Source organism: Vibrio sp. 10N.261.51.C6, from assembly GCF_041471785.1.
Classification (GTDB): domain Bacteria; phylum Pseudomonadota; class Gammaproteobacteria; order Enterobacterales; family Vibrionaceae; genus Vibrio; species Vibrio crassostreae_C.
In genome coordinates this window covers 71,743-97,985 of the sequence record NZ_JBFRPB010000064.1, presented here as the reverse complement: position 1 = coordinate 97,985, position 26,243 = coordinate 71,743, and the positions used below count along the sequence as shown (strand labels likewise).

Below are 26,243 nucleotides of genomic sequence, written 5' to 3'. Positions count from 1 at the left end.
TCCTTTGCATAGATTTACGTACGTTGACGTCCCTTTACATCACAGGAGCTAAAGTAATGATGTCGTCTTTATGAGTGTTAACAAATGAAAACAGTCCGCAATATCATTTGGGCAATGATTGCCACAATGTCAGCCTTTTGGTTTGCGATGGAACCGCAATTATTCGCTTCAAGCGATGTCTTTGAATGGCGCTCAGCCATGATTCAGTACTCAGGTATTTTGTCTCTGGTGTTAATGTCCATCACAATGATCTTGGCGATGCGTTTGCCTATGGTTGAGAATTGGCTGAAAGGTATGGATAAAGCATATCGAGTCCATAAATGGCTCGGTATCGGTGGTGTTGCACTGGGTGTGACACACTGGTTGTGGTACCAAATACCTAAGTCATTGGTGGTGTCTGGTGTGTTAGATAAGCCTGTTCGACACGATGGTTCAGGGCCGCAAGCTGTTTTGACTGGATGGGAGTTATGGGTCAATGAATTACGCGGTATTGCTCAGAGTATTGGCGAGTGGGGCTTCTACTTGTTGCTCATTTTACTGGTGGCGTCACTATGGGCGGCAGTGAAGTACAAACCGTTTAAATTGTCGCACCGTCTGATGTCGGTTGCGTACCTGTTTATCGCTTTCCACTCAGTAATCCTGCTTAAACGAGCGTATTGGGGAGAACCTATTTATTATCTAACTGTGGCATTTGCTTTGGCTGGGTCTATCGCAGCGATTTACAGTTTGTTGGGCTTGGTTGGGCGTCGTAATCGTCACTCAGCGACGATTATCTCGACTCGCTATTTTCCACAAGCTGAAGTGATGGAGCTGGTGTTAAAACCGGAGGCATCTTGGCAAGGTCACAAAGCTGGGCAGTTTGCGTACTTGCGTTTCGGTAATGAAGACCCGCATCCGTTTACCATTGTTTCTGGCAGTGATGATCCAGAGCTGCGCTTTTTGATCAAAGAGCTGGGTGATTTTACTAATGGCCTATATGAACGAGTGAAAGCGGGCGATGCGGTTACGGTTGAAGGACCCTATGGTCGACTTTATTTTGACCTAAGCAAGCCACAAATTTGGATTGCTGGTGGTGTCGGGATAGCGTCGTTTTTTGCAACACTTGAAGCGCTCAAAACAGAACGAGATCATCCTCGTATTCAACTGTTTTATTGTACTCGCGGTGTTGATAAGCAATTAATCGATGAGTTGTGGCACCTAGCACACGCGGTTGGTGTGAAGTTGACCGTGATAGATACCTTGCACTCACCGCGGCTAAATGCCGGAAGAATTGTCAATCAATGTGGCGACCTCAACGAGTACGAGATGTATTTCTGCGGGCCGGAGTTGTTCTCTACATCACTGAAAAAAGAATTAGACACCTATCAATTTGATATTGAAAAGCACTACCACGAAGAGCTGTTTGTGATGCGTTAAAGCCAACTATTGGAGCTTTGATTGTTAAATTAGTCAATCGGCACAGTGTAAAAAGGCGTAAAGTCACTCAATTTGTTATTGCAGCGGTTTGCTATTGAGCGATACCATATAGGGCTGTTTCTTTGGTAAAGATGTAATTATGTCAGATGAAAAACTCGCACTCGAATGGATGCGCCAACAAGCTCATAAAGTTGACCCATACGTTATCGATCCATCGTTTGATGAATGCGTTGAGTTGCTTGATCCTGCCTTCAAGAAAGGCAAGAGTGTTGCTCAACTCAAGTATCTGTTATCAGAAGCAGATCGCCGAGCGGGCGCGGCAGAACGTAAGCATGCGGCTTTAAAATACGCCAAAGAGAAAAGCCCAAATGCTGGTCAAATCTTGCGACTGCAAAGCAAGCTTCAACAAGTTCAGTTGGCTCTCAAGCTTGCCACTGGCGATAACAATATGACCATATCTCAGTTCTGTGCGGAGTACGATGTCTCTAAGCGTGACGGCAATACGGCATGGAATGAAAAGTTGGTGGAGCAGGGTAAGAGAAAGTAGTCTTTTAAACGCTTTATTCTTCTATAAACTGTCACGTTAGTTAATGTCATACACTTTTCAAAAAACGACCTATTGTTATCAATGAACGCCTTTCTAAAGCCTGAAAAATCGCTTCTCAGGCTTTAATTTTTATAGCCAACCTGTTGCATTTTTTAGCGCCTTTCCTAATTCTCGTACTGGATTTTCTCTCTATTTTTCTGAGATATCTAATGTGCGCGATACACTATTTTTCGCCCATTAATCAATTTCACTTGTGACAAAGTTATCAGAATTATGCATTTTCGGTAACGTTCCCGAAATTATCGATCTATCATCCACTCAGATACAAAAGTGAAGTAATCAACACGACTGATTTCTATTTCTTCTTCGATATAGAGCTTATACATCAAAAGTATAAGCCGAAATGTGCTTACGAATTGTTTTGGGAACGTTTGCAAATAATCCAAAACAATTAACGTGAGAACATCAGAATGAAACGACACATTTTAACGGTTGCTGTAACAATGGGGCTAATGACTACATCGGTATTAGCAAGTGAAGACGTTGCAGCATTAGAGCAACGTATTAATGAATTAGAACAAAGGGTTGCACAAACAGAGCAGGTCTCTACCGAGGCCAATGAAAAGGCTTCTTCGTTTGAGTTTCACGGCTATGCTCGTTCTGGGTTATTGATCAACGACGACCTAAACGGCGCGACAGGTACTGGTCCTTACATGACAGCGGCGGGTGCCATTGGAGCTCCAATTGGACGTCTTGGTGTTGAAGATGATCATTACGTTGAAGCGAACTTGATTCATAAGCGATTTGCAGACGATGGCTCTAGTGCTTTGTTTCGCATCATGTTGGCCGACAGTACTGAGACAAATAACGAGTGGACTGCCAGCGAAAGCCAGTTGAATGTGCGACAAGTGTATTCAGAACTGAACCGTCTGAGCATGTTCTCTGAATCTGAAGCGTTTTCTGAAGCAACGTTTTGGGCGGGTAAACGATTCGATCGCGACAACTTTGATATTCACTTTTTCGATTCGGATATTGTCTTCTTATCAGGTACTGGTGCGGGCGTTTATGACGTTCAGATGAGCGACAACTGGAAAGCGAATTTCTCTATTTATGGCCGAGATTTTGGTGAGATTGATAGCTCGTCAACAGATGTAGAAAACTACATTGCAACCATGAATAACCGCATTGGCCAATGGCAAGTGATGTTGAGCGGTATGACCTCAGCAGACAACGATAGCCGCCTAAATGGCGCAGCTGAAAGCGGTGTACACGCAATGTTTGCGTATCATGGAGACAACTTCTTTGGTCTGAGCGAAGGCTTCTCAAAAACGGGTATGTTAGTGGGTAGTGGCCTAGGTGCAGAGCTAAAAGGCATCGGTTCAAATGGTGATCTACTGGATGACGCGAAAGCCGTTCGCCTGTTTAGCTACGGTGTCACTCGCATTGGCGACAACTGGCGCTTAGCACCTGCATTAATGGCAGAGCATAGCCAAGACCGTTTGAAGAAGAATGACGAGTTCACATGGGCTTCTTTAAACGTTCGATTAGCTCAAGAGTTCACAGAGAACTTTGAGATGGTTTACGAAGGTTCATTGCAATACATGGATTTAGACAACTCGACAGAGCAAGCGAGCGGCGGTTTCTACAAAGCGACAGTTGCACCAACACTGAAGCTTTCAACTAGCACTGGTTTCTTTGATAGGCCTGAACTGCGTTTCGCTGTGAGCTATGTGGATTGGAGTGAAGACCTGAATGGTTACTCGATTAGCACTGAAGCAGATGCTGCAACGATGGGAGAGGGCGGCGAGGTTCTGTTTGCACTGCAGATGGAAACTTGGTTCTAATTGCTTGATATATCGTTTAGATAGAGAGTGTTACTCATGATGTGATAGTCGCATCACCAAATGCCAACCTTATCGTTTCAACTCGAAGGTTGGCATTTTTTATCTTGGGATAACCTGATCTCTGAAATAAATCGCTAGCAAGACTCTCGGTCAATAGTGGTGAAGGTCAACACCATCTTGCTCATTTCAAAGCCTTTTTTCTCAATACGGTCGAGTAGCAGCTTGGCTCCATTTTCTCCCGCTTTATCAAACGCATAGTTAAACGTAGACAGCGTGGGTGTGCATACTGAAGCGAGCTCATCGTCACCTACACCGAGCACCAATATATCCTTTCCTGGAACGAGCCCCGCTTCCTGAATGGCTCTGATCGCACCGATTGCGATACGGTCAGTGGCGCAGAATAGGCCGTCGAGCTTGGTGTGCTCCTTGAGATACTGCTTCGCCAGTTGGTAACCTGATTCTATGGTGAAGTCGCCACGGGCGTGAAATTGCAGTGTGAGGTCGTTAAATTGAAGCGATTGAGCGAAGCCTTCCGATCTCATCTTATCAACCGCAATATCATCACCTTGCACACCGATGAATCCCATATGCTTACAAGCTTTCGCTATGAGGCGATTACCCGCTTCAAACCCTACGCGAGTGTCGTCGTGCACAATGCTTGGGATGTTAAACATTGACCCGTCTTGACCAACCAATACCACGGGTACGGCAGAGCTTTGAATCGCTTTGACTAATTGGTTGTCGAGGTGGGTCGCGTACAGGATGATACCTTCAACACGCCTCTGGTTAAATATCTGAATATATTCAAGTTCTTTATGGTGTGTTTGGTGTGTGCTCGCTAATAATACATGCTTGCCCGCTTGCTCTAAGACGGCGGTTAAACCATCGACACCCTGAGAGGTGGCATGGGAAGAAACCCTAGGAACAATCACGCCAACCAGGTTGGTTTTTTGGGACTTTAAGTCTTTAGCGACTTGGTTTGGGAGATAGCCACACTCTTCAACTGCTTTACGCACCTTCACCTTGGTCGCGTCTTTTACGCCATACTCATCATTGATTACTCTTGAAACCGTCGACTTGGAAACTCCAGCGAGACGAGCGACATCATGAAGACTAGCCATTATTCATTATCCAATTGTAATTTTAGTTTTGGGATTGTTTGCAAACAGAGCATCAAATTTACCTGTTATTAGGGGATTTTAACCCTGTCTTCTTATCCTAGGGAGATAATTTGAAGATCATTCTCACACTATTGAGCAGTTATCTTTGATCATTTGTTATTTCTAGGCAAAAATTTGTTTTGCAAACGTTCCCGGAAATTCAAAAGCTCAAATGATAATCCAATGGGGTATGTAATGAATTATCCAAAAATAGCAAAAGAGCTGCTTTCTCTATTAGGTGGTAAAAGTAATATCACCGCACTCGCACACTGCGCGACTCGTCTGCGTCTTGCGGTTGCAGACCAAGATAAAATTGATGAACAGGCGATTGATAACCTAGAAGGGGTTAAGGGCCAGTTTAAAGTGGCAGGTCAATATCAGATCATCTTTGGCTCAGGCATCGTAAACCAAGTTTATGCTGAGTTGGCTAAGCTGACTGAAATGACGGAAATGTCGACCAACGATGTGGCGTCTGCAGGTGCTGACAACCAAAATATCCTGCAACGCGCGGTGAAAGGCCTGTCTGATATTTTTGTACCAATCATTCCGGCGATTGTTGCTGGTGGTTTGTTGATGGGTATCTACAACCTATTGACGGCTCAAGGCTTATTCATTGATGGCAAATCTTTAATCGACGCTAATCCGGGTTTGACCGACTTAGCAAACATGATCAATACATTTGCTAATGCTCCTTTTGTGTACTTACCTATTTTATTAGCATTTTCAGCGAGTAAGAAGTTTGGTGGTAACCCATACCTTGGCGCGGCTTTAGGTATGTTGATGGTTCACCCAGACTTGCTTAACGGCTGGGGCTTCGGTGGCGCATCAGTGTCGGGCAGCATTCCGGTTTGGAACATTTTAGGTTTCGAAATCGAGAAAGTAGGCTATCAAGGTTCAGTACTACCCGTTCTTGTTTCTGCGTTTATTCTAGCGAAAGTTGAGCTTGGGCTGCGTAAAGTTATTCCTTCGGTTCTGGATAACTTGCTAACGCCGCTATTGGCGATTTTCATAACTGGTTTGTTAACATTCACGATTGTTGGTCCATTTACTCGTGATATCGGCTTCCTGCTTGGTGACGGCCTAAATTGGTTATACAACAGTGCTAGCTTCATTGGCGGTGCGGTGTTTGGTTTGATTTATGCGCCGTTTGTTATTACTGGTATGCACCATAGCTTTATTGCTATTGAAACTCAGCTGCTTGCGGATATCGCAACGACTGGCGGTACGTTCATCTTCCCTATCGCGGCGATGTCTAACGTGTCACAAGGTGCAGCGGCACTGGCGGTTGGTTTCATGAGTAAAGATAAGAAAATGAAAGGTATCGCGATTCCTTCTGGTGTGACTGGCTTGCTTGGTATTACTGAACCTGCAATGTTCGGTGTGAACTTGAAGCTTCGCTATCCATTCATTGCTGCGGTTTGTGCCGCTGCGATTTCAAGCGCGTTTATCACGATGTTCAATGTGAAAGCACAAGCACTGGGTGCGGCGGGTATTCCTGGCATCATCTCAATATCACCAGAAAAGATTGGCTACTACGTGGTAGGTATGATTATCGCGTTCGTGACTGCCTTTGCTCTGACCGTTGTTTTAGGTCTGCGCGAGCGCAGCAAGCAAAACATTAAAGCAACAGCTTAACGTTTCTCCCTAGAAGTGAAGCCCCCCTTTTCACTTCATTTCCTAAGCTTTGGGGTGCTAGCTAGGTGATTTGGCTTAGCTAGCCTTTTTATATTTTTACATGACAGCGTGAAGTGTCACCTTGCTTTTGGTTGCTACTGCTTTCGATTGCCATCGCTTTCGGTTGTCATGATTTTCAGTTTTAAGGTAAGAAAGATGAATCAAGTTTGGGTAACTGGAGACGCCGTCGTCGACCTCATTCCGGAGACTGACGCGACATTATTGAAATGTCCGGGCGGTGCGCCTGCTAATGTCGCGGTAGCGATTTCTCGCCTTTTAGGCAAAAGCGCATTTTTTGGCCGAGTGGGTAACGATCCGTTTGGCACTTTTATGGAAGTGACTCTGCAAAAGGAAGGTGTGAATACCGAGCGTTTGGTGAAGGACCCTGAACAACGCACGTCAACCGTGGTGGTCGATCTTGATGACCAAGGCGAGCGTAGCTTTACGTTTATGGTTAAGCCAAGTGCCGACCAGTTTATGTCTGTTGCAGACATTCCCGAATTTAAGAAAAACGAGTGGCTACACGTCTGCTCGATCTCTTTGGCTAATGAACCAAGCCGAAGCAGTACCTTCGAAGCGATCCGACGTATGAAAGCCGCGGGCGGTTACATCAGCTTCGATCCAAACCTTCGTGATGAAGTGTGGCAAAACCCATCTGAAATTAAGTCTGTGGTCATGAAAGCGGTTGAATTGGCTGATGTGGTTAAATTCTCAGAAGAAGAACTGGATTTCTTAACCGATTCAACTTCGATGGAACAAGGTTTGGCTAACATTGCAGATCTTAACAACACGCTTGTTCTGGTTACGCAGGGCGCGAAAGGCGTTTGGCGAGTATTTGAAAACCAAGGTGTGTTGATTTCAGGTCGCTCAGTGACGCCAGTGGATACCACGGGTGCAGGCGATGCTTTTGTTGGCGGTTTGCTTGCAAAGCTTTCTCAAGATGATGAGTGGAACAATCAACAAGTCGTCGATTCTGCAATTCAGTGGGCGAATGGGTGTGGTGCACTGGCGACCACGCAAAAAGGCGCAATGACCGCACTTCCAACGCAAGAAGCTCTTACTCAGTTTATTCAAAAAGACTCTTCAAATACGAATGCCGTAGAGGAGAGTGTATGAGTTTGAACTCGAACTGGACAGTAGAGCAAAGATATCGCCGTATAGAAGATATTTCTCTAGAGAGTATTGATGCGATGGTAGAGCTTCGCAAACAAGACTCTGGCTATCCAAGCTACCATATTGCGCCTAAGTTTGGTCTGCTTAATGATCCGAATGGTCTGTGTTTCTTTAATGGTGAACACCACCTATTTTACCAATGGACGCCAGTTGGCCCCGTCCATGGTATGAAGTACTGGTACCACCTTTCTACCAAAGACTTCGTTCATTTCGAAGACCACGGTATTGGCTTGCACCCAGACCAAGATTACGACTCTCACGGTGTTTACTCTGGTGGTGCATTGGTTGAAAACGACAATGCATTGTTGTTTTTTACAGGTAACAAGCGCGATGGAAATTGGTTGCGAGTGCCAACTCAATGTTTTGCCAAGATGTCTGCTGACGGAAAAATAGAAAAGCACGGCGTGGTTATCGAAAACGATCACTACACCGAACATTTCCGAGACCCAAAAGTGTGGAAACAGGGCGGCGATTATCTGATGGTTGTGGGTGCTCAAACGCCTCAAAATACTGGCTCTATGGCGCTATATTGCAGCCGAGACCTGATGAATTGGCAGCACAAAGGTCCAATTCAAACTCGTTACAACAACCTTGGCTATATGTGGGAATGCCCAGATTTCTTTGAAATAGAGAATCAGTCGGTGATGCTGTTTTCTCCACAAGGTGTGTCTAGCGAAAATCCATACGATTTCAAAAATATCTACTCGGTGGCTTATATCGTCGGTGACCGCCTAAATCTCGATTCGGTAGAACTGGAAAACCACCAAGATATTGCGCAGCCAGATTATGGCTTCGATTTCTATGCACCACAGACTTATTTAGATGATACAGGCCGCCGTATTCTGATTGCTTGGATTGGTCTGCCTGAGATTAATACACCATCTAATGAGTATCAGTGGGCGGGCATGTTGTCGTTACCACGCGAACTTCAAATCCAAGATGGCTATCTTGTTCAGTCTGCTTTACCTGAATTGAAAGCGCTACAGGGTGAAGCTGTGGTGGTTGAAAATGCTCTTGAATTGGATACAACCAGCTTCATGGTTGAGCTCGAAACGGATACTGACGAGTTTGAGTTTACACTTGCTAACGTTGCGGGTGATAACATCGTGTTCAGTGCTACAGAAAAGGAGTTCATGCTTGATCGCAGTAAGATGTCTCAGCTCTACGCGGAAGAGTTTGGCTCAGTGAGAAAAGCACCGAGGTTGAGCACCAAGCAAACCATCGAGGTTTATGTTGATAAGTCAGTGATCGAAATCTTTATCAATGGCGGTAAGCACACAATGACCAGCCGTTTCTTCATTGATGACTTGAGTTCATTGTCGATGACTGGTGACGTGAACACCGTTTATCACTCGATGAACCCAATTAAAGGGTTGGACAACTAACCTCCGCTTATCTCCATCAAGAAAGCCGCTGATCAACAGCGGCTTTTGTTTGGTCTGCGACATCACTATTGTGCTAACTCTTTGACCTTGTCCATTCCCCGTAGCCCTGAATCTCAAGTCCATTTAGAACAAACAACCAACGCTAAGGTCGAATGTTATTGAAACTGACCTTCTGCGTTCCGTCATCTTTATTCAATAGCTCCACCACATCGCCTTGATAGTAATACGGTTCCATTGGCATCTCGCTGTTGGTCGGCCTTGCGTAATGCAATACTGCTGGCTTCGCGTCAAGTTGCTGTGCGTATAGATAGCCAATCAGCGCATGTTCAAACTGGTGATAACCGTTGCCCCAATGGAAAGCTTTGGTGCGTTTTGGATCAAGCCCCACGCCGCCGTATTTGTGGTCGACCCATACATCATGAAAGGTGGGTAGGGTGTATTGCAGTACGTCTTTCATTGAACCATCGACCAGCGAAACCGTCATCGCTGCTTGATCAAGCTCCGCCCATTCCCATGATGAAGCCCAATTTGTGTTTGGTCGGCTTTGCCAGCCAGTTATCTCTTGTCCTTTCCACGCTTTCTGAAGTTCCTCGCCATAATATTGGGAGACACTCACGAACTCTTTCTGATATTGCGCCAGAGCGAGAGTGTGTTTCATGCCATCGAATCCAAATTGCGACCATTCTGTATTTTCTAATGCGTGACCGGTTAGATAGGTCATCCAATACGCTTTGATGGTGTGCCCAAAATCGTTGTGATTAGCATTCGGCATCATCGCAGCTTTATCGTGAATTGCGCCGTAGAAGCGTTGTTCATCTTCAGAATGGTATTGGTCAATCATGGTTTGCGTGAGCCAGTTTAAGTCATCAAGCCATTTTGATTTGATGGGCTCTTTGAGCAGAGGAGCGACTAACAACAGGTAGCCGTTTATTTGATCAAGTTGCGCAACCAGTTCACGTCGTTTTGCACTGCCATCTTCACCGTCGGCGAGTACCCAAGCAAGACCGCTGTTGTCGCTAAGTCGATATTTATCAAAGATAAAAGTTTGTTGTGCGATGAGAGCTTCTTCCACCTTTTTGTCTTGGGTCAGGTAGTAGTACATGGCAAGGCCAACTAGTGCATACGCTTGATCTTGAGAGGTACGTTGCTGCCAATTCTGACCAGCTTTGCCCTCTTTTGTGTAGCCAATAAAGCCACCATTTTTCTTATCTTCTAGTTGATCAATGAGGTAGTAGGCGCCTTGTTTGGCAAGCGCTAAAGCCTGTTTGTCTCCGGTAAGATGGTAGAGCACGCCATAGGCATAAGTTTGACGTGATTTCATGCGCGTAAACTCTTTGCCGAAGTGGGGAATGATCCAGCCTCTGTCTAATTCAGGACACACATCAGACACATCGAGCAAGGTGCCATCATCACAACGAAATGTCGGGAAGTTGCCTATCGGTTCTCCCTGAGCACTAGGCATTAGCCAGTAAGGTGCCAGTCCTTCAGAGGCATGATTGATCCAGTCTTCTCCGGAGGGAAGGGTGACATTGGCAGATACAGTGAAACTGGCCACGCTGAGTAATGCGATCGTTGCTCGTAACATGATGTTTATCTTAATGATTTGAGTTTCGTTGAATATAAACAATTACATCTGCACATTGTGATTCGGTGATCACAATCGATCAAATTATTAGGAAGTAAATGGAAGTCTGATGAAAATGGATTATTGGGTTGAAGCTTTAGAACCCGGCGGTTGTTATCTCAATTTATTGACAGAATACACACTAGATTAGCCTTATGTCACTAAACTTAAATCGATATAAAACTATCGTTTATCGATAATTTTTTGTTGATCATCATTTGTTTTGATCTTAATATCCCCTTCGTCAATTCAACAGGAATCTAAGTATGTCCAACATCCAAAAACAAAGCCGACGTGTACGTATGCTATTGCAATCCCTTTTTGTACTTACCCCTATAATGGTGTGCTACTTCTGGCTAACAGTTGAGACTCCCTATGACTTTATTAGTGCGACGGGCATTTTTTATCTTACCTACGACATCGGGTATTTCACGATGTTACCGCTCACTATGACAACAAGAATCGTTGCTGCGTTCACAAGCTTATTGATGTCGAGCATCCTTATGTACGCACTGATGGTTCTGATACGTTTATTCCGTAACTATGAGCGCGGTGAAATCTTCTCTTTAGAAAACGCAATGTCTTACCAGAAGCTCGGATATAGCCTGTTTTATTGGGTATTAGGTTCAGTTATCTATGGTTCATTGATGTCAGTGATTCTGTCGTTCAATAATCCACCAGGTGAACGTATCTTTGAGATTAGTTTTGTTGGTATGGACTTTTTAACACTGATATTGGGTATAATTATTTTGATCATCTCATGGGTGATGAAAGAAGGTTATATTCTGGCTGACGAACATAGCCAAACCATTTAAAGGACTTGTCATGACTATCCGCATTAATTTAGACATTATGATGGCCAAACGAAAAATGCGATTGAAGACATTGGCAAAAGAAGTTGGGATTACTGAAGCCAACTTATCAGTATTAAAAAATGGTAAAGCCAAAGCGGTAAGGCTATCGACACTCGATAAGCTGTGTGAAGTTTTAGAGTGCCAACCTGGTGATATTTTGGAGTTTGAACCGAATGATCATCAAGACAGCGTTGCTGAAGAATAGCCGGTAAGGAAATCGCTTTCTAATCATCTAATAATGAACGAGTCTCGATGCCCTTATCGAGACTCATTGCTAACTATTTATACAGGCTCGCCTGCCTCGTCCTCTTCAACCACATCGGTTTCTAAGCTCGCTTCTGCCAACCATTTTTCTATTGATGGGCTGTTAAGCACGCGTTGTTGATACTGTGATGCCTTTTCGGAAAGTTGTATTCCATAGGTTTCTACACGTAAAGCCACAGGTGCAAACATCGCATCGGCAATCGACCATTCACCAAACAACCATCCCTCTGGGTATTGTTCCATTTGCGTCGACCATATGGCATCAATACGAGCGATGTCTTTCAAGGCGTCTTCACTGAGTTTTAGCTTTCGTTGTGCGCGGCAGTTCATCGGCATTTCATTTCTGACGGCAAAAAATCCAGAGTGCATCTCGGCGGAAATGGCTCGGGCATTGGCGCGTTCTTTCACTGAACTGGGCCATGCTGCGCCGTTCAAGTGGGCGTCGTTAACGTATTCGAGAATGGCCAATGAATCCCACACAGTAACGTCACCATCAACTAGGGTTGGAACCTTAGCCGTTGGTGTCACTTTCGCCAGAGTGTCGTAGAAATCAGAGGTGAAAAGCTTGAGCTTAATGACCTCTGCATTGAGATTGTAGTTGTCGAATATCAGCCATGCGCGCAGTGACCACGTTGAGTAGTTCTGGTTTCCAATATAAAGCTGCATAGGGGCTTCCTTGCGTGTAGTGAGTATGCTTTTGAGCTTAGGGGATTGTATTGCGAGGCACTAACGGATAATTTTGATGCAATACATTAATAAAAACGATGGGTGGTGATTTCAATATGGACATTGATGCGTTGCGAGGCTTTCTCGCGTTTGTAGAAACCAGTAGCTTTACGCGTGCCGCGAAACAGATCAACCGTACCCAATCGGCATTTAGTGCTCAGATGCGCAAACTGGAAGAAGAACTCAACGTCACTCTTTTCCAGAAAGAAGGACGTAATTTAATACTGACTGAAGCTGGCTTAGCGTTGCGTTCTCATGCCGAACAGTTGGTCGCCCTCCACAATACCGCGCTAAAGCAAGTAAAGCGTTACGAAGACAAACAACCTCTGCGACTCGGCTGCCCTGAAGACTACAATGACACCATTCTGCCGAAAGTGATTCGCCTGTTGCAGAAAGCAGAACCCACCTGTTCAATCCAAATATTCAGCCTGCCCAGCATTACGCTGAGAGAGTGGTTGGATGACGGCAGGCTTGATGCGGCGATTGTCACCCGAGCGCCCGATAGTGAAGAGGGTTACTGGCTCACTCATGATATCGGAGTATGGATAAGCAGCCCTGATTATGTGTTCGATGAGTCTAAACCAGTGCCATTAGCTTTGTTTCAGACCGATTGTAAGTACCACGCCGCGGCAGTGAATGGCTTAACCAAGCAGGGCACGCCTTATCAGTTATTGGCGTGTAGCAATACTGCTTCAGCGCAGCGAGCGATCGTTAAAGCTGGATTAGCCATTGGCGCGATGGGTAAGCTGAGCGTGACTTCAGATTTGAGAATCCTCGATGATATGCCACCGTTGCCTTCGGTCGATATTGTGCTGATCCTAGCGACCAAGCATCACCCGGTATTGGATAAAGAAGTGCTCAATCAACTTGTGGAGTTGGATTCTGAGTAGCTTAGATTCCTTGTCCTACTATAGAATCCCCAAGCTCTTTAGCTTTCGGTAAATGGTATTGCGGCTGATACCGAGTATTCTCGAAGTCTTACTTATGTTGCCTTGGTTGGCTTGATAGGTTTGCAGCAAGGTTTCTTCAACGGTACTTCTTAAATCGTTACTCGCTGTACCTTTGATGGCATTAGGAGTCATTAGCTGATGCTGATTATCGTGTGCTAATGACGTGAGATGTTGAGCAAGGTGGCTGGGCACATGCTCGAGTGTGAGTTGGGGTTCATCACTTGCTAATAGAGCAGCAACCTTAAGTAAGTTGTCTAATTCGCGGATATTACCCGGCCAAGAATAGGCGCACAGTAAGCTCATCAAGTGCGGGCAGATTGTCTGTTCGTCTTCGGCGTATTTACGATGAATGTGCTCGATTAAAGCGTGCTTGTCTTGTCGGTGTTGTAGGCTTGGCAAGGTGAAGGCTAAGCCATTGAGTCTGTAATACAGGTCTTGCCTAAACTCACCTGTTGCGACTAACTGCTCGAGGTTTTTGTGAGTTGCAGCGATGATCTGACAATCGACTTGATAGCTTTGATTAGAACCAACTGGCACCACGGATTTGTCTTGCAGAACATGCAGTAGTCGGCACTGAGCTTCTAAAGGCATGTCGGCGATCTCATCTAGAAATAGAATCCCTTTATCTGCTTGACGGATCTTACCTTGGAAGCCCTTGTGGCTTGCTCCCGTAAAGGCGCCCGGCGCGTAACCAAACAGTTCAGATTCGATAAGGTCTTTAGGCAGCGCGCCACAATTTACCGCTACCAAGGGCGAAGACTTACGCTGGCTTTGCTTGTGCAGCACTTTAACAAACTCGCCTTTGCCAACTCCTGTTTCTCCTAAGATCAACAAACTGATCCCTTTATCGATTACCTTGTTGGCTTGCTGCCAAGCGTGTTCGATTTGTTGCTCGCCATGGTGCAAATCACACGATGCTGAAATGGAGCGCGTGCGTTTGGTGGTTATAAGAAATCCGGCATCGGCCGTGAGACACATAAGATGATGCTCGATCACTACCAAAATACTAAGAACCTGTTGATCAGCTACGATACTAACCCACTAGGATTTTTCTAAAATAGATAGGTTCTAGAACAGTCTATTAGGAAGTCACTAGCAACGAGATGGCTTAAACAATACAAGTAAAATGAAAAGCAAAACGCCAAGTTCTTATGAGCTTGGCGTTTTTATATTTGAATCGCTCTAGTTTTGCGAAAAGAAGATCTCGGGCTTGTTGACTGGGCCATAGTTGCCTTCTAACTGAGTGAGTTCTAATCCTTGTTTGCCTATCAAAGAGCCGACTAACTGGCGGTTGAACGGGTAGCTGTCGGGGTTGTTAATGTACTCTTCAACATCAATCCATTTAGCTTCTGCAATTTCATCTGTGTCTTGAATCGCAATCTCTTGAGTTTGAGCGATAAGGTGACAAACAAAGTAGAGGTTAGACTTTCCGAATTGATACGGGTGTCTCGTCGCCATGCCAACCACAGAAACGAACGTTGCCTCGATGCCGGTTTCTTCCAAGGTTTCACGAACCACCGATTCTTCAATGCCTTCACCCAACTCAATATGACCGCCCGGTAATTTGTAACCCGTCATGCCGTGCTCTTTGATCATCAGAACTTGATTGTGTTCGTTAGTGATTAACGCACCAGCACCCAAGGTGTGGGTCGGAATGAAAGGCACAAACTCTACAATCTCGGATTTGTGGATCAGCGTAATCTCGTCTTCTAAGCAGTTGTGAAACACAAAGCCAAGCTCAGTCGCCACCGGAATAAGGTGCGAGAGTGAAATAGGTAAGCTAATCCAAATAATGCCTTTGCTATTCTGCTTTGAAAATTCGGTGATCTCGCTGAGTTCGGCATTGAATGAGTCAACATCGTGAGGGGCTGTTGCTGGGTCAATGATGATGCCGTTAAATTTGTCGAGCGTAAATTCCACGGGTGATCCTTTATTATTTTGATTTATTGGGCGTCGAGCATGGTCTGAGCTTATCGTATCTAAAGAGCTTATAACACCTTGAGAGCAAGGGCAGCAGTGAATCAAAAGTAGGCAATGCAGTTTATGTCGAACGGGTCGGGATAAGTGGAGGGTGTTGCTAGAAACAAAAACTGCGCTTGGAAGCCAAAGCGCAGTTTTAAAATGAGGTTTATTGCAGTTCGATTTTAACGAATATAGTTCGCGTTAATACTCACGTACCAGTGTTGAAGCTTGCCATCAGATTTCTTGATCCACAAATCGTTGGTGTAGCTATCAATCTTGCCGTTAACCGTAAGGTTGAATGTGTTCTCGTCGAATTCGCCAAGCTTCACGAACTGGTCCGTGGTAATCAGGAATGGGTCCATGTCGTCTACACCAACCACATCTGAAATCACATAGTAGTGGTAAGTCAGCGGCTTGCTCGCATCATTCGGGTTGCTGCGATACGCAACAAGCTTGAATGGTTCCGTTAATGGAACGTCGAGCGTTTGCTTGTCCATGGTCGCTGGAATTGGAATAAACAGCCAAGCGGTAAACAGACCGCTCAATAAAACCATCAGGAAGAAAAGAGTCTTAATTGCTTTCATAGCAACCTTCAAAATATGGGGGATGTTAATGGGGCTATGGTAACTAGGGAGAGTAAAGATGCAAGCTCTGTTATTACCCTATCTTATCTCAGCTTAATCTAGCGCAAAGAAAGCGGTTCGGTTAACTCGAAATGTAAACACGAGTGCTTAACTCTTGATTATGGCTTAAGAGAATTCGTTATTTGAACCAATCTTGGTTTTTAACCAGTCTCTCGAAACAAGGCGAAGAACTGTCGCGAAATGACCTATATAGATAAAATTCAGTACGATAAGAATAGCGCATGAATATTTTTTGAGCGTTTTCTTATGCATTTAAATCCACGGTTAAGTGGCGAATACCATTCTTATGTCGATCACTCATTTCGTATCGATTGTTCACTTGGCTCCAATCCATTTGGCGCACCAGAAATTCCTGAACATGTGATCAAAGATATTATCTACGGTATTGATAAGTACTATTGCCACAGGGAGCTTTCGGAGCTGACTTATCTGACTCGCCAGTTTATTGGGATTGAAGATTGTCGTATTACGTACACCACGGGCTCTCTTGGGGCGCTAGAACTTATCTTCAATAAACTTATCGATCACAACAATCGCACCATGATAGGCATTGGCCCTCAGTTTGTTGAAGCAGTATCAGAGTTCACTTTGGTGGGCGGGAAGTACCAGTCCATCAACATGTTTGATTATCAAAACGAGTCGGATCTGTTCGGTGTGTTGGCATCAAAAATAAGCAGTCAAAATCCTGCCTTGGTGTATATCGATAATCCCAACAACCCAACGGGTCGAATCTACGACAGAGCTTATCTGGTCGAGATAGCGAGAGTATGTGAGCGTTCTGGCGCTATTTTGATTGTCGACGAGGCATATGGTGAATACCTGACCCCTGAGCAGTCTATGCTCGATCAGACCTTAGTCTTGGACAACTTAATAGTTTTACGAACCTTTTCTAAAGGTTTAGGGCTCGCTGGGATTCGACTCGGTTACTTAGCCAGCAGTGAAAACCTGACTTCTGCAATCGAAGCTGCGGTGAGTGTGTTTACGCCGACTTACCCCTCAATAAAAATCGCATCGGCGACCTTACCCAATGCAATACACTTCTTAGAAATGAACCGCAGCAAAACTGAATACTTTAAGCAGCAAATGATCGGCTTGTTGTCTGAGAACAATATTGAGGTGGTTGGCACGTCAATATCGACGCCCATTATGTTGTTGAAAAAGAGAGGAACTCACCTTTCAAAGCTATTTGAGAGTATCGGTATTAAGACATGTTCGGGTGTCGATTTTGCTATTACGTGCGACGCGATGACTGAAGAGTATGTTCGATTACGAATTGTTGGCAATGATATAGATTTAGAAGCGTTAAAGCAGCGTATTAAGCAGTTATAAAAGCAACCGTTATAAAATCAGTAGGCATAAAAAAGCCCGCACCTTGCGTTTACAAAGTGCGGGCTAAATTCATCTGGCTACTTGTTTAAGTAAGCAGCGTGGAACTCAATGTGTTCATCAATAAAGCTAGAGATGAAGTAGTAGCTGTGGTCGTAACCAGGCTGCATACGTAGATCTAAATCGGCATTGGTTACCTTAGCGGCTTCGACTAATTGCTCAGGTTTAAGCTGTTCAATCAGGAAGTTATCGGCTTCACCTTGGTCGACCAACATTGGCAGTTTAGTGCCTTTGGTTTTTAGAAGCTCAGAGGCATCGTAGTGTTTCCACTCTTCAATATCCAAGCCTAGGTATTGGTTGAAGGCTTTTTGTCCCCAAGGGCATTGCATTGGGTTGGTGATTGGGCTGAATGCAGAGATAGAACGGTAGCTATCTTCGTTTTTAATGCCAATCGTTAGGGCACCATGTCCGCCCATGCTGTGACCAGAAATCGATTTTACGGATGTAACAGGGAAGAACGACTCAATTAATGCAGGGAGCTCTGTTACCACGTAATCGTACATGTGGTAATGGCTGTCCCATGGCGCTTGAGTGGCATTCACATAGAAGCCTGCACCTTGGCCGAGATCGTAATTTTCATCGTCGGCAACACCTTCGCCACGTGGGCTAGTGTCTGGTGCAACAATCGCGATGCCTTGCTCAGCCGCGGCTTTGAAAGCGCCGGCTTTTTGCATGAAGTTTTCATCGGTACAGGTTAAGCCTGACAACCAATACAAAACAGGAACTGGGTTTTCTTTGCTTGCGTTAGGTGGCAAGAAAATCGCAAAACGCATGTTGCAGTCAAGCGTTGCAGAAAAGTGGGTGTATTGTTTGTGCCAACCACCAGCAACCTTTGCTTGGCTAATGTTTTCGATTGTCATCTATTGTGCTCCGTTAGGTTGATGGTTTGGGAGTAAATTTGTCTATATTACATAAAGTTTCACCACCCACCGGGCAGGAGGTGGTGAAGACAGTTTGTTGCTATTCATTTGTAGCTGTGGCCTCGACACCTAAGTATCGAGACCAAGAGGTGTTATACCAATCACAGTAAGTAGATGGTCATAAATAGCGCAGGAAAAAGGCTTGAGAACAAGGCAGAAATTTTCGATAAGTAGTTATTCTACAATCAAAATTTCTAACGCCGTTATCGAGTGTTTTAACAAGCTAGAATGACCAGTTATTTACTACGATTGGTATTATTTATCCATGTGTAGAACAGTACGGATAGATTCACCTTTGTGCATTAGGTCGAATGCTTCGTTTACGTCTTGCAGACCCATTGTGTGAGTGATGAACTCTTGAAGGCCAAACTCACCCGCCATGTAACGGTTTACGATTTCTGGAAGCTCAGAGCGGCCTTTAACACCACCGAAAGCAGAGCCACGCCATACACGACCAGTCACTAGTTGGAATGGACGAGTTGCGATCTCTTGGCCAGCACCTGCGACACCAATGATGACTGATTCGCCCCAACCTTTGTGACAGCACTCAAGCGCTTGACGCATCACGTTTACGTTACCGATACACTCGAAAGAGTACTCAACACCACCGTCTGTCATCTCAACGATAACTTCTTGGATTGGCTTGTCGAAGTTCATTGGGTTGATGCAGTCTGTCGCGCCAAGCTGTTTAGCTAGCTCGAATTTGCTCTCGTTGATATCAACACCGATGATGCGGTCAGCACCAGCCATGCGAGCACCAATGATTGCAGAAAGACCGATACCGCCTAGGCCGAATACAGCAACGTTGTCGCCTTTTTCAACTTTAGCTGTGTTTAATACAGCGCCCATACCCGTTGTTACACCACAACCTAGAAGACAAACTTCTTCAAGTGGTGCTTCTTTGCTTACTTTCGCTAGTGAGATTTCTGGAAGTACAGTGTACTCAGAGAAAGTAGAACAACCCATGTAGTGGAAGATTGTCTCACCATTGATAGAGAAGCGGCTTGTACCGTCTGGCATTAGGCCTTTACCTTGCGTTTCACGAACCGCTTGGCATAGGTTAGTTTTACCAGACTTACAGAATTTACATTCGCCACACTCTGCTGTGTAAAGTGGGATAACGTGGTCGCCAACTTCGACACTTGTCACGCCTTCGCCGATCATCTCAACGATACCGCCACCTTCGTGACCAAGAATAGAAGGGAAGATACCTTCTGGATCGTCACCTGATAATGTGAATGCGTCAGTGTGACAAACACCAGTAGCAACGATGCGAACTAGAACCTCACCAGCTTTAGGAAGTTGTACATCAACTTCTTCCATTTTTAGTGGCTCGCCAGCTGCCCATGCAACCATTGCTTTTGATTTGATATGCGTTTGACCAGGTTTAATTTCGATTGTCATTGGATGTTTCCTATATATGTCAGTACAGCGGATAACTGTGCAATTAAATTCAACCCGTTAAGTGTAGTTGAGCTTAATTGTTTCCGCTCTCTCGTTTTGTTGGAGCTAGTATAGGTGTGAGTGCATGTTTTGATAATCCCCTTAAATAGAAAATGATTATTACGTATTTGTAATAATAGAGCATTTAGGTTCCTCGTGTTAACCGAAAGTCACACTTAAGAATTTTTAAGGTACGTCATAATAATTGCTTACTGAAAATCACATGAATTGGAAATAAAACTACAATATTCTGAGCGCCGTATTTAATGTTGTGGACTCATACATGCTTTTATCTCTTCCGCCTCCAGTGATGCTGTCACTTGCCATCGTGCTTGAAGTTGTCGCGACTTCTTTATTGCCTAAAACGCAGCAATTTACTTCCCTTCCTGCTACCGCCGCAGTACTCGTCGGTTATGGCTTTGCTTTTTATCTGTTGTCTCTCACGGTTCAAACTATGTCTCTGGGTGTCGCCTATGCGATTTGGTGTGGGGCAGGGATTGTGTTAGTCGCGGCGTTATCTTGGTTGGTCTACGGGCAAAAGCTAGACATCTACGCGATCATTGGCATCGCTTTGATTCTGTCTGGTGTGGTGATCATTAACCTGTTTTCAACGTCGGTGAGTCACTAAGAGTCTATTTCCTACTTCTGAAGGAACAAACTAATTGGAATCTAGAGTAGTTAGCCTTCAACTTAAGGTATTGAATATAATATAGTAATTCCAATAAATGCATTTTGCGCATGTATTTTATGAAAACAGCTCACTTTACTCATAGATTGGTCGGTTTAGTATAGCCAGCAGAAACCAATGATTATAAATAATCATAGATATTATCTTTTTATCAATAACTTAGGGGGTCATTATGACTATTCCGACAACCGATATGATGGAAGCTTGGACGGGATTTCAAGCTGGCGACTGGCAAACATCCGTTAATGCACGTGATTTTATTCAGCGAAACTACACCCCTTATGAAGGCGATGAGTCTTTTCTTGCGGACGTGTCGGACTCGACGACACAGCTATGGGAATCGGTGCTAGAGGGTATTAAAGAAGAAAGCCGCACTCATGCCCCTGTCGATTTTGATACTGATATCGTTTCCACTATCACCTCACACGATGCAGGTTACATTGCAAAAAACCTCGAAAAAATCGTGGGTCTACAAACCGATAAACCACTGAAACGCGGCATCATCGCCAATGGTGGTATTCGAATGGTGAAAACGTCGTGCGAAGTGTACGGTCGTGAATTAGAGCCACAAATCGAAAAGATCTTCACTGAGTACCGCAAAACACATAACCAAGTAGCGTTCGATCTTTATACCGACGAAATTAAAGCATGTCGCCGTTCTGGTATTATTACTGGTCTGCCAGATGCTTACGGTCGTGGACGCATTATTGGCGACTACCGTCGTCTTGCTTTATACGGTATCGAATTCCTAAAATCAGACAAAAATGAGCAGTTCAAATCGACTCAGAAGATGCTTGAAACGGGTGGTGATTTAGATAAGACATTGCGTCTACGTGAAGAGCTTACTGATCAAATTCGTGCCCTTGATGAAATGCGAGAAATGGGTTTGAAGTACGGCATTGATATGTCTTCTCCTGCTCGTACTGCGCAAGAAGCAATCCAGTTTACCTATTTTGGCTACTTAGCTGCGGTTAAGTCTCAAAATGGTGCTGCGATGTCGCTAGGCCGCACATCAACCTTCCTAGATGTTTACATCGAACGTGACCTTAAACTTGGTCTGATTGATGAGAAACAAGCGCAAGAGTTGATTGACCATTTCATCATGAAGCTTCGTATGGTTCGTTTCTTACGCACTCCTGAATACGATTCATTGTTCTCTGGCGACCCAATTTGGGCAACAGAAGCAATGGCTGGTATGGGCGTTGATGGTCGTACTCTGGTTAGCAAAACGACTTTCCGCTACTTGCACACATTGCACACGATGGGCCCAGCACCAGAGCCGAACATGACGGTTCTATGGTCTGAACAACTGCCTATCGCGTTTAAACAATACGCGGCTAAAGTGTCTATCGAAACCTCATCACTTCAGTATGAGAACGACGATCTAATGCGTGCGGATTTTGATAACGACGATTACGCGATTGCGTGTTGTGTAAGCCCGCAGGTGGTTGGCCAACATATGCAGTTTTTTGGTGCTCGTGCAAACCTTGCTAAAGCGTTGCTTTACACCATTAACGGTGGTGTTGATGAAAAATCTAACATGCAGGTTGGTCCTCAAGTTGCTCGTATCGAAGATGAAGTTCTCGATTTTGACCGCTTAATGCCTCGCTTTGATGACATGATGGATTGGCTTGCAACGCAATACGTCACTGCGCTGAACGTGATCCATTACTCGCATGACCGTTACAGCTATGAAGCATCGTTAATGGCATTGATGGATCGCGATGTTCATCGCACAATGGCTTGTGGTATTGCAGGGCTGTCGGTTGTTGCTGACTCGTTAGCGGCTATCAAATACGCGAAGGTAACACCAGTACGTAACGAAGATGGCATCGCTGTCGACTTTGATATTGAAGGCGAATATCCAAAATTCGGCAACAACGATTCACGTGTCGATGATATTGCTTGTGATTTGGTTGAACGTTTTATGAAGAAAATTCAGAAAAGGAACACCTACCGTGAAGCGGTTCCAACTCAATCTATCCTTACGATTACTTCAAACGTTGTATATGGTAAAAAAACCGGTAACACGCCTGATGGTCGCCGCGCTGGTATGCCATTTGGCCCGGGCGCAAACCCAATGCACGGTCGTGATGAGAAAGGGGCGGTGGCTTCACTTTCTTCAGTTGCCAAACTGCCGTTCGAGTACGCTAAAGATGGTATTTCTTACACCTTCTCAATCGTACCAAATGCACTAGGTAAAGATGATCTAAGCCAAAAAGTGAACCTAGCAGCACTAATGGATGGTTACTTCCACCATGAAGAAAGTGCAGGATCGATTCGTATTGAGGGTGGGCAACATCTTAACGTGAACGTGCTTAACCGTGACATGTTGTTGGATGCCGTCGAACATCCAGAAAAATACCCACAGTTAACCATCCGAGTCTCGGGTTACGCAGTACGATTCAACTCGCTAACACGTGAGCAGCAACAAGATGTAATTAGCCGTACGTTTACTGCTAAGATCTAACCGTAAACTTCAAGTTATACGGTCCTAAAAAGCGCGAGAATGACATCCGTCTCTCGCGCTTTTTTGTGCGTCGAGTATGGCGGTAATCATGTTGTTGGACGTCGCGTTGTCTTGGCTGGTATATGAGCAAAACCGATATTTACGCGGTGATTGGTATCGCTTTGATTCTTTCGGGTGTGCTGATCATTCACCTGTTTTTTATGTTGATAAGGTCGCTTTGGGACAAGAACACCTTAGTGCTACGACTCTAAAACGTTTGTGCCCCATTGTGTGTTTCGACCGATTGAACAAACTCTTCACTAAAGCATCATTTGACTTACTTTTTTTCATGCCTAGAACTCTAACTATCTAACCAAATTTGCTAATCCACAACAAAAGGCTTCACACCTATTCCTTCCCGATGTTTTAGCCTTATAAAGGGAATTGTCAGCTTGTAAAAACAAGTTATCGGTATCAATAACTTTTCCTTTGATAGTAGAAATGCCAATACTTACCGTGACAACACCTGCATCGGTAGAGTATTCATGAGTCATTGCTTCAGCTTGTATATTTTTTCTTATTCTTTCTGCGACATGTTTTGCATCACGGAGGTTAGTATTGGGCAATACAGCCACAAACTCTTCTCCACCATACCTTACTAGTAGATCAGAATCTCTATACACATTTTTTCTTAATTGGCTAGAAATTATCTTTAGCGTTGTATCCCCCGCAGCATGACCATAATTATCATTGTAGTTTTTGAAATTATCAATATCTATAATCAGAAGTGACAAGGGCTCACCAGATCGCATTGCTAAGGCTGAAATTTTTTTTAAATATGCTGAATAAATACGACGATTATATAGCCCTGTCAAAGGATCAATCTCGCTAAGCTCCTTTAATTTTATATTTGCCTCAACTAATTCTTTTTCCTTAAGGTCAAGAAGTTTTTGAAGCTTTACTTGCTCAGTAATATCACGACTAATACCGAACATTCCTATCAACTCACTTCCTCCATCTTTGTAAAGAGGCCATTTACAGGTAGATACCCAGCCCTCATTTCCCTCATTATCTGTATAAGGTTCGATTGAGGTTGTTTTCTGTATTCGACCTTCGATTATTTTCTCATCTTCCTTACGATACATTAATGCATGTTCATGAGGAAACAGATCAAAGTCATCTTTATCGTGAAGTTCCCTCCATGAGTTTTTCCCGACAAGCTCTGCAAAGTTCTGACTGCACAATATGAACCTATAATTCATATCCTTAAAGTAGATGTAATCGCTAGTAATAGATAATAAGGACATGAAGTGACTGAGGAAATTACTTTGCATATATCTGCTCTCTTATTTTTCGGGGGCTCACAAAATGTCAGCGTTAAATTGTCCGTCAATATGAAAGATAGCTGACTTGGCCACCTAAACCAAGTCACTACCTTCATTACCTAAGCCAATCGAAGTTGGTATGTTGTGGCTAAGTGAATTTGGCCACTAATTTAGAGTGAACCAACAACATTTTCTATCTCGCAATGTGCCCCATTGCGACTTAGCGAGTAAATTGTTACGGTCACATTCCACCAGTTGTTTGGAGTTCTCTGCCTTCAAAAGTAACCATAAATAGTTTTAGAGTGTAGCTTCCTAAAATAGTGGTATTTAATATGCTATTCCCCTGTATATTATGCATCTTAGTAATTACAGGGTATAAGGAAGGGTATCATTATGGAGTCTTGTTTGATTTTCTTTTTAAATCATCGTGTTACTTTCTTTTTGGCGGTGTGATGTAAATATTACAATAGTCTGTGACGTGGTGTAGTGAAATAGTTAATTTGGCTACAAATTAAAAGGTTAAACCACTGCGGGTAACACATGTGATGGTCAATGGAGTGAGGGCATTCGTTAGATTCCTTCACTACCCCTACAAAATCTAATGTGTATTACTATCGACTAGTACAATAACTCTAGCAAGCTTTTGTCCAGAACCTTCATAAGCTGAATTTTCGCCCGTGGCATTTTCTAGTTCAAAAGTCCTCCTTTCCGACTCAGAACCGAACTCTATATGAGTTGTCGGGAGATTTTCTTTTACCCTCCCTACATCAAACGGATCCATAGCTGATCTTCCTAGCGACTTACAACGTAAGAGGTTAGCTAAAAGGGAGAAAACAATATGTCCACCGTCTATGTCAGCATCGGAAGCAACATTAACCGCGAACATCACATCACAGAATCTCTCAAAGCGTTGAATAGTCACTTTGCACCTCTGAACATTTCTAATTTCTACGATTGTGAGCCTGTTGGTTTTGAAGGAGACAACTTCCTAAACCTAGTCGTTGGGTTTGAATGTGACCTTTCTATCGCTGAACTGGCTAAGGTTCTGCATCAAATCGAATTAGAGAATGACCGCAAGCGTGAAACTAAAGAATACGCTTCGCGCACGATGGATATCGATATCCTTCTTTACGGTAACGAAGTGGGCACTATCGATCGAGTAGAGCTGCCGCGAGGTGAAATCACCGAGTACGCTTTTGTGCTTCGACCGTTAGTTGATGTTGCCGCGCAAGAACTTCATCCCACTCTAGATATCTCTTTTCAGCATCTCTGGAACAACTTCGATCAGCTGAGTCAGAAAACCGAACTTATACCGTTCGAGGTCAGCTTCACTTAGTCCCTGTAACTGCTTTAAACAGAACGCTTGAGCTTTATTGATCTTTTCCTCTAATAGGCACGTAACTCACTCTACCTTCTAAGGATCGGAAACTGTTATGAATCACAATGCGATTATCACCATCACAAATCTCAGATTAAGAACCTTCATCGGCTTCAACGAAGAAGAAAAAACCAAGCAGCAAGACATCGTCATAAATGCGGAGATCCATTATCCCGCGAACAACCTTTGCCTCTCTGATGATGTGGAGAACGCACTTAACTACAAAAATATCTGCAAAAAAATTATTGAACATGTTGAATCTGGACGGTTTCTGCTTTTAGAAAAGTTAACCAGCGACGTACTCGGTATTTGTATCGACCATTCATGGGTCCGATACGCTCAAGTGAGAATTGACAAGCCTCATGCTCTACGTTTCGCCGATTCCGTCTCGCTCACCCTGAGCTATGAAGCAGAACTCGAAGATTAATTCA

The 26,243-nt window shown here is 44.2% G+C and carries 24 protein-coding genes and 1 pseudogene; 15 read left to right on the top strand and 10 right to left on the bottom strand.

The window, feature by feature from the left end:
• Window positions 1-84 precede the first annotated feature (84 nt).
• The 3 genes from AB4375_RS17165 (at window position 85) to AB4375_RS17155 (ending at window position 3,807) form a co-directional block, all read left to right on the top strand.
• Window positions 85-1,416, top strand: a complete 1,332-nt coding sequence (locus tag AB4375_RS17165) for a ferric reductase-like transmembrane domain-containing protein (protein WP_017064979.1) — start codon at window positions 85-87, stop codon at window positions 1,414-1,416.
• A 139-nt stretch (window positions 1,417-1,555) separates the two neighbouring features.
• Window positions 1,556-1,963, top strand: coding sequence for a hypothetical protein (locus AB4375_RS17160; protein WP_017054885.1), 408 nt, complete (start codon window positions 1,556-1,558; stop codon window positions 1,961-1,963).
• Between the two features lie 470 nt (window positions 1,964-2,433).
• A complete protein-coding gene (locus tag AB4375_RS17155; protein ID WP_017069756.1) occupies window positions 2,434-3,807 on the top strand; it encodes a carbohydrate porin in 1,374 nt (457 codons plus the stop codon).
• A 134-nt stretch (window positions 3,808-3,941) separates the two neighbouring features.
• Here the strand turns inward: AB4375_RS17155 and AB4375_RS17150 are convergent, their stop codons facing one another.
• Window positions 3,942-4,928, bottom strand: coding sequence for a LacI family DNA-binding transcriptional regulator (locus tag AB4375_RS17150; protein WP_017061622.1), 987 nt, complete (start codon window positions 4,926-4,928; stop codon window positions 3,942-3,944).
• 234 nt (window positions 4,929-5,162) lie between these two features.
• On the opposite strand from AB4375_RS17150, the gene AB4375_RS17145 reads away from it, so the two are divergent.
• The 3 genes from AB4375_RS17145 (at window position 5,163) to AB4375_RS17135 (ending at window position 9,199) form a co-directional block, all read left to right on the top strand.
• Window positions 5,163-6,602: a sucrose-specific PTS transporter subunit IIBC gene (locus AB4375_RS17145; RefSeq protein WP_017069757.1), complete on the top strand. Its 1,440-nt coding sequence runs from the start codon at window positions 5,163-5,165 to the stop codon at window positions 6,600-6,602.
• Window positions 6,603-6,797: 195 nt separating this feature from the next.
• Window positions 6,798-7,757 (top strand): aminoimidazole riboside kinase, encoded by a 960-nt coding sequence (locus AB4375_RS17140; RefSeq protein ID WP_017069758.1) that lies wholly within the window; start codon window positions 6,798-6,800, stop codon window positions 7,755-7,757.
• Window positions 7,754-9,199, top strand: coding sequence for a sucrose-6-phosphate hydrolase (locus AB4375_RS17135; RefSeq protein ID WP_017069759.1), 1,446 nt, complete (start codon window positions 7,754-7,756; stop codon window positions 9,197-9,199). Before AB4375_RS17140 ends, AB4375_RS17135 begins: the two co-directional genes overlap by 4 nt.
• Window positions 9,200-9,341: 142 nt before the next feature.
• Here the strand turns inward: AB4375_RS17135 and AB4375_RS17130 are convergent, their stop codons facing one another.
• The gene (locus AB4375_RS17130; RefSeq protein ID WP_372052100.1) at window positions 9,342-10,784 is read right to left on the bottom strand and encodes an N-acylglucosamine 2-epimerase; all 1,443 of its coding nucleotides are present in this window, start codon (window positions 10,782-10,784) and stop codon (window positions 9,342-9,344) included.
• A 305-nt stretch (window positions 10,785-11,089) separates the two neighbouring features.
• Between AB4375_RS17130 and AB4375_RS17125 the strand changes: the two genes are divergently transcribed.
• Entirely contained in the window at window positions 11,090-11,638 is a 549-nt protein-coding gene (locus tag AB4375_RS17125; RefSeq protein WP_017075204.1) for a DUF2975 domain-containing protein, read from the top strand.
• 10 nt (window positions 11,639-11,648) lie between these two features.
• Window positions 11,649-11,882, top strand: a complete 234-nt coding sequence (locus AB4375_RS17120; RefSeq protein ID WP_017054877.1) for a helix-turn-helix transcriptional regulator — start codon at window positions 11,649-11,651, stop codon at window positions 11,880-11,882.
• Between the two features lie 77 nt (window positions 11,883-11,959).
• On the opposite strand, the gene AB4375_RS17115 is transcribed toward AB4375_RS17120, so the two are convergent.
• The gene (locus tag AB4375_RS17115; RefSeq protein WP_108122783.1) at window positions 11,960-12,607 is read right to left on the bottom strand and encodes a glutathione S-transferase family protein; all 648 of its coding nucleotides are present in this window, start codon (window positions 12,605-12,607) and stop codon (window positions 11,960-11,962) included.
• A gap of 98 nt (window positions 12,608-12,705) precedes the next feature.
• Between AB4375_RS17115 and AB4375_RS17110 the strand changes: the two genes are divergently transcribed.
• Window positions 12,706-13,557 (top strand): LysR family transcriptional regulator, encoded by an 852-nt coding sequence (locus tag AB4375_RS17110; protein WP_371724915.1) that lies wholly within the window; start codon window positions 12,706-12,708, stop codon window positions 13,555-13,557.
• Between the two features lie 18 nt (window positions 13,558-13,575).
• Here the strand turns inward: AB4375_RS17110 and AB4375_RS17105 are convergent.
• From AB4375_RS17105 to AB4375_RS17095, 3 genes and pseudogenes are all read right to left on the bottom strand, one after another.
• A pseudogene (locus AB4375_RS17105) lies at window positions 13,576-14,562 on the bottom strand (sigma-54-dependent Fis family transcriptional regulator); the annotation flags it as partial.
• Window positions 14,563-14,799: 237 nt separating this feature from the next.
• Window positions 14,800-15,537, bottom strand: coding sequence for an NUDIX domain-containing protein (locus AB4375_RS17100; protein WP_372052099.1), 738 nt, complete (start codon window positions 15,535-15,537; stop codon window positions 14,800-14,802).
• A 224-nt stretch (window positions 15,538-15,761) separates the two neighbouring features.
• A complete protein-coding gene (locus tag AB4375_RS17095; RefSeq protein WP_017061631.1) occupies window positions 15,762-16,163 on the bottom strand; it encodes a hypothetical protein in 402 nt (133 codons plus the stop codon).
• Between the two features lie 306 nt (window positions 16,164-16,469).
• Here AB4375_RS17095 and AB4375_RS17090 point away from each other — a divergent pair, with 306 nt between their 5' ends.
• The gene (locus AB4375_RS17090; protein WP_372052098.1) at window positions 16,470-17,552 is read left to right on the top strand and encodes a pyridoxal phosphate-dependent aminotransferase; all 1,083 of its coding nucleotides are present in this window, start codon (window positions 16,470-16,472) and stop codon (window positions 17,550-17,552) included.
• Between the two features lie 77 nt (window positions 17,553-17,629).
• Here AB4375_RS17090 and fghA read toward each other — a convergent pair whose 3' ends face one another.
• A complete protein-coding gene (fghA, locus tag AB4375_RS17085) occupies window positions 17,630-18,469 on the bottom strand; it encodes an S-formylglutathione hydrolase (RefSeq protein WP_017061633.1) in 840 nt (279 codons plus the stop codon).
• Between the two features lie 315 nt (window positions 18,470-18,784).
• Complete coding sequence (locus tag AB4375_RS17080) at window positions 18,785-19,933, bottom strand: S-(hydroxymethyl)glutathione dehydrogenase/class III alcohol dehydrogenase (RefSeq protein WP_017069767.1); 1,149 nt, start codon at window positions 19,931-19,933, stop codon at window positions 18,785-18,787.
• A 322-nt stretch (window positions 19,934-20,255) separates the two neighbouring features.
• Between AB4375_RS17080 and AB4375_RS17075 the strand changes: the two genes are divergently transcribed.
• The 3 genes from AB4375_RS17075 to AB4375_RS17065 all read left to right on the top strand — a co-directional run bounded on the left by AB4375_RS17075 (window position 20,256) and on the right by AB4375_RS17065 (window position 23,381).
• A complete protein-coding gene (locus AB4375_RS17075; protein ID WP_017069768.1) occupies window positions 20,256-20,600 on the top strand; it encodes a multidrug efflux SMR transporter in 345 nt (114 codons plus the stop codon).
• Window positions 20,601-20,832: 232 nt separating this feature from the next.
• Complete coding sequence (pflB, locus tag AB4375_RS17070) at window positions 20,833-23,130, top strand: formate C-acetyltransferase (protein ID WP_017069769.1); 2,298 nt, start codon at window positions 20,833-20,835, stop codon at window positions 23,128-23,130.
• A 122-nt stretch (window positions 23,131-23,252) separates the two neighbouring features.
• Entirely contained in the window at window positions 23,253-23,381 is a 129-nt protein-coding gene (locus AB4375_RS17065; RefSeq protein WP_277815076.1) for a hypothetical protein, read from the top strand.
• A 93-nt stretch (window positions 23,382-23,474) separates the two neighbouring features.
• Here AB4375_RS17065 and AB4375_RS17060 read toward each other — a convergent pair whose 3' ends face one another.
• Together AB4375_RS17060 and AB4375_RS17055 are read right to left on the bottom strand one after the other, a co-directional pair.
• Window positions 23,475-24,443 carry a GGDEF domain-containing protein gene (locus AB4375_RS17060; RefSeq protein WP_017069771.1) on the bottom strand — a complete coding sequence of 323 codons (969 nt, stop codon included), beginning with the start codon at window positions 24,441-24,443 and terminating at the stop codon, window positions 23,475-23,477.
• A 589-nt stretch (window positions 24,444-25,032) separates the two neighbouring features.
• Window positions 25,033-25,215: a hypothetical protein gene (locus AB4375_RS17055; protein WP_017069772.1), complete on the bottom strand. Its 183-nt coding sequence runs from the start codon at window positions 25,213-25,215 to the stop codon at window positions 25,033-25,035.
• A gap of 57 nt (window positions 25,216-25,272) precedes the next feature.
• Here AB4375_RS17055 and folK point away from each other — a divergent pair, with 57 nt between their 5' ends.
• On the top strand, window positions 25,273-25,770 hold the full coding sequence (gene folK, locus AB4375_RS17050) for a 2-amino-4-hydroxy-6-hydroxymethyldihydropteridine diphosphokinase (RefSeq protein WP_372052097.1): 498 nt from the start codon (window positions 25,273-25,275) through the stop codon (window positions 25,768-25,770).
• Window positions 25,771-25,867: 97 nt separating this feature from the next.
• Window positions 25,868-26,239 carry a dihydroneopterin triphosphate 2'-epimerase gene (gene folX, locus AB4375_RS17045; RefSeq protein WP_017067658.1) on the top strand — a complete coding sequence of 124 codons (372 nt, stop codon included), beginning with the start codon at window positions 25,868-25,870 and terminating at the stop codon, window positions 26,237-26,239.
• Window positions 26,240-26,243 lie beyond the last annotated feature (4 nt).

Excerpts from the sequence above, each read along its gene's own strand:
- AB4375_RS17165 (WP_017064979.1), top strand. The coding sequence starts at position 85 with ATGAAAACAGTCCGCAATATCATTTGGGCAATGATTGCCACAATGTCA.
- AB4375_RS17160 (WP_017054885.1), top strand. The coding sequence starts at position 1,556 with ATGTCAGATGAAAAACTCGCACTCGAATGGATGCGCCAACAAGCTCAT.
- AB4375_RS17155 (WP_017069756.1), top strand. The coding sequence starts at position 2,434 with ATGAAACGACACATTTTAACGGTTGCTGTAACAATGGGGCTAATGACT.
- AB4375_RS17150 (WP_017061622.1), bottom strand. The coding sequence starts at position 4,928 with ATGGCTAGTCTTCATGATGTCGCTCGTCTCGCTGGAGTTTCCAAGTCG.
- AB4375_RS17145 (WP_017069757.1), top strand. The coding sequence starts at position 5,163 with ATGAATTATCCAAAAATAGCAAAAGAGCTGCTTTCTCTATTAGGTGGT.
- AB4375_RS17140 (WP_017069758.1), top strand. The coding sequence starts at position 6,798 with ATGAATCAAGTTTGGGTAACTGGAGACGCCGTCGTCGACCTCATTCCG.
- AB4375_RS17135 (WP_017069759.1), top strand. The coding sequence starts at position 7,754 with ATGAGTTTGAACTCGAACTGGACAGTAGAGCAAAGATATCGCCGTATA.
- AB4375_RS17130 (WP_372052100.1), bottom strand. The coding sequence starts at position 10,784 with ATGTTACGAGCAACGATCGCATTACTCAGCGTGGCCAGTTTCACTGTA.
- AB4375_RS17125 (WP_017075204.1), top strand. The coding sequence starts at position 11,090 with ATGTCCAACATCCAAAAACAAAGCCGACGTGTACGTATGCTATTGCAA.
- AB4375_RS17120 (WP_017054877.1), top strand. The coding sequence starts at position 11,649 with ATGACTATCCGCATTAATTTAGACATTATGATGGCCAAACGAAAAATG.
- AB4375_RS17115 (WP_108122783.1), bottom strand. The coding sequence starts at position 12,607 with ATGCAGCTTTATATTGGAAACCAGAACTACTCAACGTGGTCACTGCGC.
- AB4375_RS17110 (WP_371724915.1), top strand. The coding sequence starts at position 12,706 with ATGGGTGGTGATTTCAATATGGACATTGATGCGTTGCGAGGCTTTCTC.
- AB4375_RS17095 (WP_017061631.1), bottom strand. The coding sequence starts at position 16,163 with ATGAAAGCAATTAAGACTCTTTTCTTCCTGATGGTTTTATTGAGCGGT.
- AB4375_RS17090 (WP_372052098.1), top strand. The coding sequence starts at position 16,470 with ATGCATTTAAATCCACGGTTAAGTGGCGAATACCATTCTTATGTCGAT.
- fghA (WP_017061633.1), bottom strand. The coding sequence starts at position 18,469 with ATGACAATCGAAAACATTAGCCAAGCAAAGGTTGCTGGTGGTTGGCAC.
- AB4375_RS17080 (WP_017069767.1), bottom strand. The coding sequence starts at position 19,933 with ATGACAATCGAAATTAAACCTGGTCAAACGCATATCAAATCAAAAGCA.
- AB4375_RS17075 (WP_017069768.1), top strand. The coding sequence starts at position 20,256 with ATGCTTTTATCTCTTCCGCCTCCAGTGATGCTGTCACTTGCCATCGTG.
- pflB (WP_017069769.1), top strand. The coding sequence starts at position 20,833 with ATGACTATTCCGACAACCGATATGATGGAAGCTTGGACGGGATTTCAA.
- AB4375_RS17065 (WP_277815076.1), top strand. The coding sequence starts at position 23,253 with ATGAGCAAAACCGATATTTACGCGGTGATTGGTATCGCTTTGATTCTT.
- AB4375_RS17060 (WP_017069771.1), bottom strand. The coding sequence starts at position 24,443 with ATGCAAAGTAATTTCCTCAGTCACTTCATGTCCTTATTATCTATTACT.
- AB4375_RS17055 (WP_017069772.1), bottom strand. The coding sequence starts at position 25,215 with ATGGATCCGTTTGATGTAGGGAGGGTAAAAGAAAATCTCCCGACAACT.
- folK (WP_372052097.1), top strand. The coding sequence starts at position 25,273 with ATGTCCACCGTCTATGTCAGCATCGGAAGCAACATTAACCGCGAACAT.
- folX (WP_017067658.1), top strand. The coding sequence starts at position 25,868 with ATGAATCACAATGCGATTATCACCATCACAAATCTCAGATTAAGAACC.